This window comes from Methanoculleus methanifontis (genome assembly GCF_030464365.1).
Taxonomy (GTDB): domain Archaea; phylum Halobacteriota; class Methanomicrobia; order Methanomicrobiales; family Methanoculleaceae; genus Methanoculleus; species Methanoculleus methanifontis.
Genome location: NZ_VCYI01000001.1, coordinates 233,905 through 247,598 on the forward strand (window position 1 = coordinate 233,905; position 13,694 = coordinate 247,598).

General features: G+C 57.3%; 9 protein-coding genes and 1 CRISPR repeat array (1 of these 10 running past the window's edge). All 9 genes read left to right on the top strand.

Translation table 11 applies throughout. The features are described 5' to 3' along the window. The first annotated feature begins 26 nt into the window (after positions 1–26). The 9 genes from FGW20_RS01245 to cas2 all read left to right on the top strand — a co-directional run bounded on the left by FGW20_RS01245 (position 27) and on the right by cas2 (position 10,275). The gene (locus FGW20_RS01245) at positions 27–1,646 is read left to right on the top strand and encodes a hypothetical protein (protein WP_301676290.1); all 1,620 of its coding nucleotides are present in this window, start codon (positions 27–29) and stop codon (positions 1,644–1,646) included. Positions 1,647–1,988: 342 nt separating this feature from the next. Continuing rightward, positions 1,989–2,210 (top strand): putative dsRNA-binding protein, encoded by a 222-nt coding sequence (locus tag FGW20_RS13315; protein WP_367617910.1) that lies wholly within the window; start codon positions 1,989–1,991, stop codon positions 2,208–2,210. Positions 2,211–2,589: 379 nt separating this feature from the next. After that, the gene (gene cas3, locus FGW20_RS01250; protein WP_301676291.1) at positions 2,590–4,782 is read left to right on the top strand and encodes a CRISPR-associated helicase Cas3'; all 2,193 of its coding nucleotides are present in this window, start codon (positions 2,590–2,592) and stop codon (positions 4,780–4,782) included. A gap of 4 nt (positions 4,783–4,786) precedes the next feature. Next, positions 4,787–5,455 carry a type I-C CRISPR-associated protein Cas5c gene (gene cas5c, locus FGW20_RS01255; protein WP_301676292.1) on the top strand — a complete coding sequence of 223 codons (669 nt, stop codon included), beginning with the start codon at positions 4,787–4,789 and terminating at the stop codon, positions 5,453–5,455. Further along, positions 5,452–7,341 carry a type I-C CRISPR-associated protein Cas8c/Csd1 gene (cas8c, locus tag FGW20_RS01260; protein ID WP_301676293.1) on the top strand — a complete coding sequence of 630 codons (1,890 nt, stop codon included), beginning with the start codon at positions 5,452–5,454 and terminating at the stop codon, positions 7,339–7,341. Before cas5c ends, cas8c begins: the two co-directional genes overlap by 4 nt. A gap of 2 nt (positions 7,342–7,343) precedes the next feature. After that, a complete protein-coding gene (gene cas7c / locus FGW20_RS01265) occupies positions 7,344–8,195 on the top strand; it encodes a type I-C CRISPR-associated protein Cas7/Csd2 (protein ID WP_301676294.1) in 852 nt (283 codons plus the stop codon). After that, positions 8,192–8,875: a CRISPR-associated protein Cas4 gene (cas4, locus tag FGW20_RS01270; RefSeq protein WP_301676295.1), complete on the top strand. Its 684-nt coding sequence runs from the start codon at positions 8,192–8,194 to the stop codon at positions 8,873–8,875. Before cas7c ends, cas4 begins: the two co-directional genes overlap by 4 nt. Positions 8,876–8,942: 67 nt before the next feature. Then, complete coding sequence (gene cas1c / locus FGW20_RS01275; RefSeq protein WP_301676296.1) at positions 8,943–9,974, top strand: type I-C CRISPR-associated endonuclease Cas1c; 1,032 nt, start codon at positions 8,943–8,945, stop codon at positions 9,972–9,974. Positions 9,975–9,984: 10 nt separating this feature from the next. Beyond that, positions 9,985–10,275 carry a CRISPR-associated endonuclease Cas2 gene (gene cas2, locus FGW20_RS01280; RefSeq protein ID WP_301676297.1) on the top strand — a complete coding sequence of 97 codons (291 nt, stop codon included), beginning with the start codon at positions 9,985–9,987 and terminating at the stop codon, positions 10,273–10,275. Between the two features lie 291 nt (positions 10,276–10,566). Then, positions 10,567–13,694: a CRISPR direct-repeat array (repeat unit 32 nt; unit sequence GTCGCACCCTTCGCGGGTGCGTGGATTGAAAT) (it continues 2,456 nt past the right edge of the window).

Genomic DNA, 13,694 nt, shown 5'->3' on the forward strand with positions numbered 1-13,694 from the left:
GGGCCACCGGATGAAGAGAGGAGTAAATGATGAAAATTATGGGCAGAATCGCGGTAATCCTTGCGATTCTTCTTGTTTCGGCCTCCGTCGTGCCGGCACTTGCGGGCTCGCCCGTGGATACCCCCGGGGATCCTCTCGTGGGAAACGATCAGCAGACGGAGGCCGGCGCCGAAGCGATCGACGGTGATAGCCAGCCGCCCGAAGACCCCCTTTTCGAACCTGCCGACCCTGAGGACGATTCTTCGGGGCCGGATGAAGATCTGCCTGGTTCGGATGATTCATCCGATGACGAGGTAGACGATACGTCTCCGGTCGAGGGTGACGATGCCTCTGAGGCGACACCCGCACCGGAGGAACCGGACGACGGCCTGTCGCCGATCGAGAACGAGAACGAGAACGAGAACGGTACGGTGACGCCGGAGCCGGAGGAGACGGTTGACCCGGTCACCACGGCACCCGACGATCCGGTGCCGGGGAACACCACGGCACCCGACGATCCGATGCCGGGGAACACCACGGCACCCGACGATCCGATGCCGGGGAACACCACGGTGCCCGACGATCCGATGCCGGGGAACACCACGGTGCCCGACGATCCGATGCCGGGGAACACCACGGTGCCCGACGATCCGATGCCGGGGAACACCACGGTGCCCGACGATCCGGTGCCGGGGAACACCACGGTGCCCGACGATCCGGCACTGACGAACACCACGGCGACCGAACCCGGGGTTGTGACGAACGAGTCCGTCTCCACCGACCCGCCGGCTGAGAACGAAACGGCCGCAGCGCTCCCCTCTCGCGCGGCTGTGCTCTGCATCTGGGAGCAACTCGATACTGCCGACGGTGCACTCGATGATGATCCGGTGGAGCCGGGCAGCCAGTTCCTGCCGCCCTGCGCCTACGGCGCCACGAAGGCCGTGCAGATCCGTGCGGTCGTCGCCGGGGGGAGCACGGTGTCGTATCCGATCGTTGCCGACGTGACGCTGCCCGACGGTTCGCCCCTCTCGCGGGTCAACCTGACCCGGCAGAACGCCACGGTGGATGCGCTCGAGAAGGCCTCCGTGGCCGGCCTGGTCTCCTACGCTCGCGATACAGACCTCAATGAGGCTGTGCGCGCCCTGGAAGAGGGCGGTGCAGCGATCTATGCGGGTGAAGTCGACCTCTCCTTCAACCAGGCGCCCGGAGATTACCAGGTCTCGGTGCAGGTTCTTTCTGAAGAGGCGGATCCGGTCGATCAGCCGCTCGGGAGCATCTTCACCTACCTGCCGACGGCGTCGTTCGAGATCGACTTTGCCGCAGTGGATTACGGCACGATTGAACTGGGTGTCGATGCCTGGGTCGAGGGTGACGCTGAGTTCGGGACGGCACGGAACCCGACGGTGAGGAACACCGGCAACGTGCCGATCCGTGTCATCGTCAGCCAGGACGATATGGGGCTTGACGCCTCGGTCACGTACCTGGCTAAACTCGGCAGCAACGGCGTCCCTGTAGGTTTCGGGCCGATGGAAGAGGTGACACTCCCCGAAGTCCTGCCGGTGAATGAGACGGCGCCGCTCTCGCTCGCCCTTCGCATTTCCGGCGGCGAGGGTACGCCGAACGGCAGGCTCTGGGTCAGTTGCGTTCCTGCAACAGGGGATGACTGACCCGGCGCCTCTTCTTTTTGGCGGAGGGTGCCCCGGAGGGCCGAAAGCGGTAGGGGCGCACTGAGGGCCCGGGGGTGCTAGGGGTAGGGCTGCCTGAAGGCTTGCGGTCCGGGGTGTAATTGTTTTTCCAGAGATCTCTCGTTAGAAGGGGGGCAGATCGATATCCCCGGCTCCCGATAGAACTTCTTGAGCAGGCATGCCTGTATGCCGGAAGCCGACGATGCAGATGACTGCCAATGCATTTGAAGCGTTTATTGGAGCAATTTATTATGCTGCAGGGATAGAAAAGGCGCGGAAGGTTATTCTTGGTACATTTTGTCGAAGAGCTCAAGACCTTCAATCTTGAAAGGCAACTGCAAAGGCAGACTTAAAGAGTATGTTGAATGGTACTCGTTAGGGATATTGAAATACAGCCCTTCTGATGAAGGCCCCGGCCATAAAAAGGTTTGGAAATCAACAGTCTGTCTTAACGGGGAAGAGATTGCGCAAGGTATCGGGTTCACCAAAAAGCGAGCCGAAATGGATGCTGCACGCAAGGCCCTAGTGGAAATACTCGTCAAATAGCCTTTTCGAGAGGATTTCAGAGATTTTCCCGCGACATCGTGTGCACACTCATAACAGATGAGATGGCCGGCCAGGATATGGTGGAAGAGATTGGACGGTGCAGTGCTCGATCCAGAGTTTTACGAAGAAGGAAGGCCCGGCTCTGTGAACTGTGATATACATCCCGGGGGGTGAAGAGGGGTAGCAGTCCCACCCTTGTCGGAGAGGATCCTGTCTCTCGTTTAATAGCAGGTGCGACTATGCCCCTTCAACGCCCGGCAGCTGCGCTCTCTAACTGAGGGTTGGTTCCTGGTGTGGCTTTTTTTCCGGGAATCCCGGCAGGAAGGCGCCGAAGACGAAACGTCTGCATTTATTATCCCTTCATCGAACTGTTAGATCGGTGACTGGTTCGATGTATTATGCTCACTCTACAGACGATCCCGATAAGCGTGACTGGCAGTTGCTGAGAGTCCACCTGCAGAACGTGGCTGACATTGCTTCGGAGTTCGCAGGCTGTTTCGGTGCCGGTGACCTTGGCTATGCTGGTGGCTTGCTGCACGATATCGGGAAGTACTCGCCTGAGTTCCAGCGCCGCCTCGAAGGAGCAAACATGCGGGTCGACCACTCGACTGCCGGTGCACGGGAGGCAAGGGGGTTGTATCACTGGCAGTTGAGCCGCGTTCTGGAGTATATCATCACCGGACACCACGGCGGCCTCTTGAATTACGGCAGCAGTGAAAGCGGGCTTGAGGAGCGCCTGGAAAAGAAGCTTCTGCCGGATTACTCGACATACCAGGATGAGATCTCAATCCTTGATCTCGCGAGTTTCCGCCTGAGGTTGCAGCCGGTTCAGAGAAAGACGGGATTCTCAATAGGTTTCTTCACGCGCATGCTCTACTCGTGCCTTGTCGATGGGGATTCCCTCGATACCGAAGGTTTTGCAGACCCCGGCTCGGCCTCTGTCCGGGGGCGATACGAATCGTTCGAGACCCTCTCCCGGAGGTTCGATGAGCATATGGCCGCACTCCTCTCGGGCGCCGACGAGACTCCGATCAACAGGCAGAGGAGGGAGATATACCAGCAGTGCAGAGAGAAGGCAGCCCTCCCTCCACAGATGTTTACCCTGACCGTTCCGACCGGCGGGGGGAAGACGCTCTCATCCATGGCGTTTGCGGTTGACCACTTGAAACAGCACGATCTACAGAGGATCTTCTATGTAATCCCCTATACGAGCATCATCGAACAGAACGCCGCTACGTTCAGGAAGATCTTCGGGAGCCGGAACGTGCTGGAGCACCACAGCAACTTCGACCCGAAGGCCGTATCCGATGACGACACTGCCTCCGTGAAGCGTCTCCTTGAACTCTCGGCCGAGAACTGGGATATGCCGATCACCGTGACGACGAACGTCCAGTTCTTTGAGTCGCTCTTTTCGAACAAACGGTCGAGATGCCGCAAGATCCACAACCTTGCCCGGAGCGTGATCATCCTCGACGAGACCCAGATGTTGCCGACGGACTTCCTGCGCCCCTGCCTCCAGGCCCTCTCTGAACTCGTCCGGAACTACGGTTCCACAGTCGTCATCTGCACGGCAACCCAGCCGAAACTCAGCAATCTTCTGGACGAATCTATCAGGCCCGTCGAGATCATGCGGTCGCCTGCAGAACTCTACGAGGCGTTTCGGCGGGTGCGCGTGAACGACCTTGGATCGTTGAGCGACGGAGAACTCACTGCCGGACTGCAAAAGCATCGCCAGGTTCTGTGCATCGTCAACACCCGGGCACATGCACAGCACCTGCATGCCGCACTCTCGGAACACGGCAGGTGCTACCACCTGAGCGCCAGAATGTGCCCTGCTCACAGAAGGAAGCAACTGGAGGAAATTAAGGGTCTGCTCAGAGCGGGTGCAGAGTGCCGTGTCGTCTCGACCCAGCTGATCGAGGCCGGTGTGAATATTGATTTCCCTGTTGTCTACCGGGCGATTACCGGCGTTGACTCTATCGCTCAGGCAGCCGGTCGGTGCAACCGCGAGGGGAAGGCGGACCGGGGCGAGGTCTATGTCTTCCGGTCGACCGAGAGGTATGGTCAGGCCACCAGCTGGCAGCGTCTGACTGCGGAGGTCGGCAGGATGGTCATGGACGCGCATGACGACCCGCTCTCCCTTCCGGCCGTCGAGGCCTACTTCCAGAGACTCTATTCGTATAAGGGTGACGAAGGTCTCGACCGGGAGGGGATACTGCAGTCATTCGAGAAGAGGGCTCGTGAGTTTGCATTTCCGTTCGAGGATGTCGGCTGGAAGTTCAGCATCATCGAGCAGGGAACGAAGGATCTTGTTGTTCCCTATGATGAAGAAGGGATATCACTCGTGGACAAACTCCGATCCAGTGAATCACCGTGGCGGTATGCACGACGCCTGCAGGGGTACACGATCAACATCTATCCCAATGAGTTCCGGGAGCTGGAGCGCGCAGATGAAATCGCTCTTTTCGGCGATAGATTCTATGTGCTGAACGATATGAGCAAATACTCCGAGGAAACCGGACTTATAAATAGAAAAGGTATTGGTGGGGAGGGATCACTACTGATTGTTTAGGGAGGTGACGGCTATTGGCTATGGAGTACGACTGAAGGTCTGGGGTGATTACGCCTGCTTCACCCGACCGGAGATGAAGACGGAGCGGGTGAGTTACGATGTGATGACGCCGTCGGCTGCACGGGGCATCCTCGAAGCAATCCATTGGAAACCTGCCATCTGCTGGAAAATCGACAAGATCCATGTCTTAAACCCGATAAAGTTCGACAATATCCGCCGAAACGAGAGGGGGGGTAAGATCCCGGCGGCGAAGGTGAAGAGCGCGCTTCGCGGGAAGGATGTTGCTCTATTCCAAGATCAATCCCAGGGAGCTGTTCAGCGGGCATCTCTGCTGTTGCGTGATGTCTGTTACGGGATTGAAGCGCATTTCGAACTGACCGACGAGGCGGGGCCCGACGAGACTGTCGAGAAACATTACAACATCATGCTCCGCAGGATGCGAAAGGGACAGTGCTTCTACCAGCCTTACTTCGGCTGCCGCGAGTTCCCGGTCCGGTTTGAACTCGTTGAAGGAGAGATGCCGAAGTCCTGCTACACCGGAGAGAAAGATCTTGGGTTCATGCTCTACGACATCGATTTTGCCGATGATATGAAGGCCATATTTTACCGTGCGGTCATGGTGGACGGCATCATCGATGTGCAGCGCTGCCTCGCTTTCGGGGGCGTCTCATGATCATCCAGTCCCTCTGTCGTTATTATGACATTCTGGCGGAGGATGAGGACGTAACGATCTCCCGGCCGGGTTACAGCAGTGGAAAGGTGTCGTTTGCGCTGGTTCTCAGTCCCGAAGGGGAGTTGTCGTATATCGTCGATCTCAGGAGTGACGACAAAAAACCACGACCACGGGTTATGGATGTGCCGCTACAGGCTACCCGTGCAGCAGGCATAGCGCCTTACGTCCTGTGTGACAACGCAAAATATGTCTTTGGTGTTGAGAAATTCAAGCGAAACGAATTTGAAAAGAAGTTCCTGAAACCTTCCAGTGAGGCCCCGTCTCCTGAGTACAGGGTTCTGGCTGAGAGCGATAAAGAGGTCGTTGTGGTTCATCAGCGCTCAAGGGACTATTTTGAAGCCTTTAAGGCCCGTCAGCATGAGATATTCGATTCACTTGACGATCCCGGCATCCGGGCTCTTTTTGCCTTTCTGGATACCTGGAACCCCGAGGCCTTTACCTGGCATCCGAAGATCGTAGAACATATGGATGTTCTTCTCAGCGGGGGGAGCTGCATCTTCGAATGCGATGGGGTCTTCTTGCACACGAAACCTTCGGTGAGGAAGGCCTGGGAGCAGTACCACTCCAATAATAGAGACGGTAATACCTTTACTGCTCAGTGCCTTGTGACCGGAGAACTGGGTGCGATAGCCCGCATACATCAGCACCTTAAGGGCGTTTCTGGCGCTCAAATGTCGGGGGCTTCACTTGTCGGTTTTAATGACGATTCATTCTGCTCGTACGGAAAAAAGCAGAGTTTTAATGCTCCGGTTAGCGAGTCGTCGGTGTTCAAGTACACCACCACCCTGAACTACCTCCTTGCCCGTCAGGACTATCGAATGCGGATTGCCGATACAACGGTTGTATTCTGGGCAGAAACGAATGGTACCGCCTGCGAGGAGGTTGTAAACTTCTTTTTCGATCCTCATGAGGGTACAGAGGGAAATACAGATGAAGATCCCTCTGATCCGGCAAGGGTGCAGAACTGGCGGAAGATCGAGCTGATGGGGGATGTTCTCGACAAAGTTCGGACGGGCCGGAAGATCCATATCGAGGATGTCGGGGCGGACCCTGAGACGAATTTCTACATGCTCGGTCTGGCTCCAAACAATGCGAGACTCGCGGTGCGGTTCTGGCACGTTGACACCTTTGGCAGTTTCGTCGTGAGAGCGGCACGGCACCACCTGGACATGGAGATCGTCAGAGGTGATTACGATCCGCAATACGTGTCGCTATATCGCCTGCTCAAGGAGACCGTTGCACAAAGCTCCGATAATACAGCGGCCTCGCCACTCATCGGCGGTCTCCTTATGAGGTCGATCCTGAACGGTACGCCCTATCCGGTTCAGATGTACAGTGCGATTCTCAGTAGAGCGAAGGTTGAGCGGTCGATTAACTCTGTCAGGGCGGGCTTTATCAAGGCCTACCTGCTCCGGCTTGCGAGAGCCGGCTTGACGAATTTACAGGAGGATATGATTAGCGTGAGTCTAAACGAAGAGAACCAGAACGTGCCGTATCGCCTTGGAAGGCTGTTTGCGGTGCTTGAGAAGGCGCAGGCCGATACGAACCGAGAGATGAAGAGCACGATCAACAGCAAGTACTTCAGCAGCGCGTCGACGACGCCGGCGGTGGTCTTCCCTGTTCTGCTGAAACTCGCACAGCACCACATAGCCAAGTCGGACTGGGGATTCAAGATATCCCAGGGTATTGAAGAAACGCTGCAGGGAGTGAACGAGTTCCCTGCGTATCTGACCCTGGAGGAACAGGGTATGTTCATGCTTGGTTATTACCACCAGAGGAAGGCGTTTTTCAAAAAGAAAGAGGAAATTGCAAGCGAAGGTGAATGATTATGAGTGAACCCATCGAAAACCGATATGAGTTTGTACTGTTGTTTGATGTCGAGAACGGGAATCCAAACGGTGATCCGGATATGGGAAACATGCCGCGGGTCGATCCGCAGACCGGGCATGGTATCGTGACTGATGTCTGTCTCAAGAGAAAGATCCGGGATTACGTTGATCTGGTGAAGAGTAGCGTCCCCGGTTATGGGATCTACGTCCAATCCGGTGTGGTTCTGAACGAACAGCACAAGAAGGCGTACGACTATCTTGGCATCGAGCCCAGTGCAAAAAAACCAAAGGATGACCGGCTGACAAGGTTCATGTGCGATAACTTCTTTGATATCCGGACGTTCGGTGCCGTGATGACCACGGAAGTGAACTGCGGGCAGGTCAGGGGACCTGTGCAACTCAACTTCGGCCGGAGCATCGATCCGATCTTCCAGCAGGAGATTACGATTACCCGCCAGGCGGTCGCGAACGAGAGGGATAGTGAGAAAGGCCAGACGATGGGGAAGAAGCAGGTTGTCCCGTACGCGCTCTACCGCACCGAGGGCTATATCTCCGCTCACCTCGCCCAGAAGACGACGAGGTTCTCCGAGGAAGACCTGGAACTCTTCTGGGAAGGCCTTGTCAATATGTTCGAGCACGACCATTCGGCCTCAAGAGGAAAGTTGTCCGCCCGGAAACTTATCGTCTTCAAGCACGACACGGCGCTGGGGTGCTGCCAGTCCCATCTCCTGTTCGATAAGATCAAAGTGGACCGCACCTCCGGTGATCTGCCTCCGCGTTCCTTCGGGGATTACCGGGTCACTATCGACAAAAACGTGCCCGCCGGCGTTGAGGTAATCGAAAAGTTATGAGGAAGAGGTATACCGACGAAGAACTGTTGGCGTTGTCGGGCATCCAGCACTTCTGCTTTTGCCCACGGCAGTGGGCGCTCATCCACGTCGAGCGCCAGTGGGAGGAGAACCTCAGGACGGCGGAAGGCCGCCTGATCCACCAGCGGGTGGACGACCCGTTCTTCACTGAGAGCCGCGGCGATGTCATCGTCTCGCGGGCGGTTCCGCTCGTCTCATACGGCCTTGGCCTCTATGGTGTGGCCGACGTGGTCGAGTGCATCCGCTCGGAGGATGGCGTCTCTCTTCCGGGTCGTGAAGGTCTCTGGGCGATGAGGCCGGTGGAGTACAAGCGGGGGAGACCCAAGATTGATGAGCGCGATGAGGTTCAGTTGTGCGCCCAGGCGCTCTGCCTTGAAGAGATGCTTGATACCCGTATCGGCCGGGGTGACTTCTATTATAACGAGATCCGGCGGAGAGTGCCGCTGCTACTCTCTGATGAATTGCGAGAGCGGGTTTACACGTTATCAGAAGAGATGCACGTTCTCTTCGCCAGAGGCGTCACACCCGCGGCCGAGGTCTCGCGGAAGTGCAACCTCTGTTCTCTCCAAAATGTCTGCATGCCAAAACTGACGAAAAAGCCTCGTTCTGTTCGTAAATATCTACAGAAACACGTCAAAGAGGCTTGTGTAGAGGATGTCTGAGTCCTGAGGGAATTGAGCGGCATGTGCACCCCAAGAGATTGACCCCGTTTGCCAGGAGGCTCTGTGGATGAGGAAATTGCTGAATACGCTGTACGTGACGACGCCGGAGTCCTACCTGACCCGCGAGAGGGAGAATGTCGTTGTCAGAGTCGATAACAAGGAGAAATTCCGTATTCCGATCCACAACCTCGAGGGGATCGTCTGTTTCGGTTACATGGGGGCGAGCCCTCACCTGATGCGGCTCTGTTCCGATAACAATGTCGCCCTGTCATTTTTAACGCCGTCCGGGAAGTTTCTGGGAAGAGTCAACGGTCGGGTGCGCGGCAACGTTCTGTTGCGGCGGATCCAGTTCCGGAAAGCGGATAATTGCGATGCGTCGCTGGATATCGCGAAGTCTTTCATCATCGGCAAGATCGTGAACTGCCGGACAGTCCTCGGGCGGGGCATCCGTGACCACGGCGCTGTTATCGATTCCGATAAGGTTCGAGCGGTGGATGCTTTGCTGATCGAGAACCTCTTGAAGGTTGAGGGTTGCGGTTCTGCCGATACGCTCCGGGGGGTTGAAGGGAACTGTGCTAAGTTCTATTTCATCACTCTTGACGAGTTGATCCTCAAACAGAAGGATGATTTTTACCTGTTTGAACGGAACCGGAGGCCGCCGCTGGACAATATGAATGCGTTGCTCTCTTTTCTGTATACGCTCCTTGCTCACGATGTTGAATCTGCTCTGGAGACGGTGGGGCTTGACCCCTACGTCGGGTTCTTCCATACCGACCGACCTGGACGGCCGAGTCTGGCGCTTGATATGATGGAGGAACTGCGGCCGTTTATGGCCGACCGCCTTGCACTGAATCTTGTGAACATGAAGCAGATCAGCGGCGGCGACTTTCTGAAGAAGGAGAATGGTGGGGTTATTCTGACGGATGGGGGGCGAAAATCGGTCATTGGAGCATGGCAGAAGCGTAAGCAGGACACGATTATGCATCCGTACCTGAACGAGAAGATACCTATTGGGCTGCTTCCGTATGTGCAGGCGATGCTGATGGCTCGTTTTCTGCGGGGAGACATCGACGGTTATCCACCGTTCTTCATGAATTGAGGTGTTCTGGATGATGGTTCTGGTCACGTATGATGTCAATACCGAGACTCCCGATGGAAAGAAACGGCTTCGCAGGGTGGCGAAGGAGTGTGTGAATTACGGGCAGCGGGTTCAGAACTCCGTATTTGAATGTCTCGTCGATCCTGCCCAGTTTGCGAAGCTTAAACACTCCTTATGTGGAATGATCGATGACGAGAGAGATAGCCTCCGCTTCTATTACCTGGGGAAGAACTGGAAAAACCGGGTGGAGCACTTCGGTGCAAAGGGAGGATACGATCCGGAGGGTTTATTAGTGACATGACTCTGCGAACCTCAAGTGGACAGTGATTCCCGGGGGGTTCGCGGAGAAATTTCTCAACTGTTATTTCTTTCTTGCGGTGTGGCTGCTCTGGTTGACGTGTTGGGTGTCCCCCTGAAGAGGAAACTGCTTTACGAGAACTATTTTTAAGTTAATATATTCGGCAGCGTATTTTTATCGGTCCGCTGAATTGGTTGAAAAGAACATTTATCTGTCTGCCGATTGAATACCGCTGTAATTCGGATTGTCCTGTCTCTCCTGAAGGGATGTGAGGATGATCCGGGTTGTCTTGCAGTCGCACCCTTCGCGGGTGCGTGGATTGAAATCGGAGGTCGGTGCGCAGGAGGAGTATCCTGAAACCGTCGCACCCTTCGCGGGTGCGTGGATTGAAATTCTTTCTGTAGGTCGGAGACGGCCCGCTGATGAGCGGGTCGCACCCTTCGCGGGTGCGTGGATTGAAATGCGTCCGCGTCACCCCCCGCGGCCTCCGCCCGCTTCGTCGCACCCTTCGCGGGTGCGTGGATTGAAATATGTCGTCGGTGAGGTCGCCGAAGACCTGCTCAGTCGCACCCTTCGCGGGTGCGTGGATTGAAATTCGTGCGTCTCGTCGCCGGCGAGCACCGGGTCGGTGTCGCACCCTTCGCGGGTGCGTGGATTGAAATGACCGGAGGCGGTCCGCTGGAGGCCCTGGCGGTCGGTCGCACCCTTCGCGGGTGCGTGGATTGAAATCTGAGGTAACCATGACAAACGACAGACAGTATATAGTCGCACCCTTCGCGGGTGCGTGGATTGAAATTTCTGCCCATCTTCGTAGTACCAGATCTGCCGGGTCGCACCCTTCGCGGGTGCGTGGATTGAAATGGCATCCAGTCCGTCCGTAGCGGGATATACGCCGTCGCACCCTTCGCGGGTGCGTGGATTGAAATCAGAACTTGCGCTCGATGTCGCCGTTGTCCTTGCGTCGCACCCTTCGCGGGTGCGTGGATTGAAATCGGCGGCAGAGGGTTCATGGGTCAGCGTCCCGCCGCGTCGCACCCTTCGCGGGTGCGTGGATTGAAATCGGTCGGACGTGCTGGCGGCGCTCCTGACGGCGTGGTCGCACCCTTCGCGGGTGCGTGGATTGAAATAAATCCGCGGAGCAGCTCCGCGGGCACCCCCGGATGGTCGCACCCTTCGCGGGTGCGTGGATTGAAATGCCGAGGCGTACCGGGAGTGGTGCCGGGAGCAGTGTCGCACCCTTCGCGGGTGCGTGGATTGAAATTGCTTGGGGTTGCATGGATATCGATTAACCATATCGTCGCACCCTTCGCGGGTGCGTGGATTGAAATATGCAGGGTGAGGTCCGTCGCGCGGCGGAAGAAGGTCGCACCCTTCGCGGGTGCGTGGATTGAAATCCGATCCCGTTCATCTTCGGGGTCATTGCCTGGGCGAGTCGCACCCTTCGCGGGTGCGTGGATTGAAATATCCTCGTAAAACCGAAGGGCAAGTCTGCCATCGAGTCGCACCCTTCGCGGGTGCGTGGATTGAAATTGCGGGTCCGGGACCGTGCTCACTGCCGCAAAGAGTCGCACCCTTCGCGGGTGCGTGGATTGAAATTCTTCGGCCCGCTCATCGTTGGCGCCGGCAACATAGTCGCACCCTTCGCGGGTGCGTGGATTGAAATCCCCTCAGCCGCCGGGGGAGTCAGCAAGTATCCGGGTCGCACCCTTCGCGGGTGCGTGGATTGAAATCTGGCGCGGGCCTGCACGATCGACGACATGAGGGGGGTCGCACCCTTCGCGGGTGCGTGGATTGAAATCACCAGGCAGGGAGTGCGATCGCTTCCTGCGCTGTCGCACCCTTCGCGGGTGCGTGGATTGAAATTACGTCGCCGCGTTCGAGGACGGCGACCAACCGCGTCGCACCCTTCGCGGGTGCGTGGATTGAAATGAGGACGGCGACCAACCGCATCACGTCACCGAGGTCGCACCCTTCGCGGGTGCGTGGATTGAAATCAGATTATCCCAGATGTGCGCCGGCGCCCCGGACAGTCGCACCCTTCGCGGGTGCGTGGATTGAAATTGGGGTCCCTGGGGGCATATCATGGGTGGCTAAAGTCGCACCCTTCGCGGGTGCGTGGATTGAAATAACTGGGAAACAAACTCATAAAACTCATAAACTCGTCGCACCCTTCGCGGGTGCGTGGATTGAAATGGGCGTCGGGTCCATCGGCACATCGGCAAGCACGAACGTCGCACCCTTCGCGGGTGCGTGGATTGAAATACCCTGGTTCGGGGGGCGATACTACGTGATGCCTGCTGTCGCACCCTTCGCGGGTGCGTGGATTGAAATACCCTCTCCCTCGACTACGACTATCCGACGGCGCGTCGCACCCTTCGCGGGTGCGTGGATTGAAATAGGATCTCCATTTTATGGAGGGTTTGAGGCCCACTTGTCGCACCCTTCGCGGGTGCGTGGATTGAAATCTCCAGGTCACGTTCCATCACCCGGGCGTGCCGAGTCGCACCCTTCGCGGGTGCGTGGATTGAAATCTCCAGGTCACGTTCCATCACCCGGGCGTGCCGAGTCGCACCCTTCGCGGGTGCGTGGATTGAAATATCCTCGTAAAACCGAAGGGCAAGTCTGCCATCGAGTCGCACCCTTCGCGGGTGCGTGGATTGAAATTCCTCCTCACGGGCAGCCTGGAGACCGCGGCACACGTCGCACCCTTCGCGGGTGCGTGGATTGAAATGTCTACGGCGGCCAGTTTCGGCTCGGTTCCGCCGTCGCACCCTTCGCGGGTGCGTGGATTGAAATAAGGCAGTCGTCGTGGGGGTGATGTGCGATGAGTGGTCGCACCCTTCGCGGGTGCGTGGATTGAAATCTCACAGGGCAGTGGGAAAAATTGCCCCGGTTCAGGTCGCACCCTTCGCGGGTGCGTGGATTGAAATTCTCTTCGAGCGCCTTCTCCACCTCTTCGAGCGTCGTCGCACCCTTCGCGGGTGCGTGGATTGAAATCGGCTCGGTGATCCGCACCTGGTTGAGCACCGGGTCGCACCCTTCGCGGGTGCGTGGATTGAAATACCAACCCGAGCACCGGTCACGTCAAGATCCGAACGTCGCACCCTTCGCGGGTGCGTGGATTGAAATCCCTGATACTCCTTACTGGTATCGTGGATCTCGATCGTCGCACCCTTCGCGGGTGCGTGGATTGAAATCCGTTCGGCGTCGAGTGCAAAGCGCAGGAACGGATCGTCGCACCCTTCGCGGGTGCGTGGATTGAAATTCCTTCGGCGAGGTGCCCGTATGACTCCCTCCGGTGTCGCACCCTTCGCGGGTGCGTGGATTGAAATGTCATGCAGAAGACTCAGATGGACACCAGCGACTTGTCGCACCCTTCGCGGGTGCGTGGATTGAAATCACCTCCCGGCCCTCCTGGATAA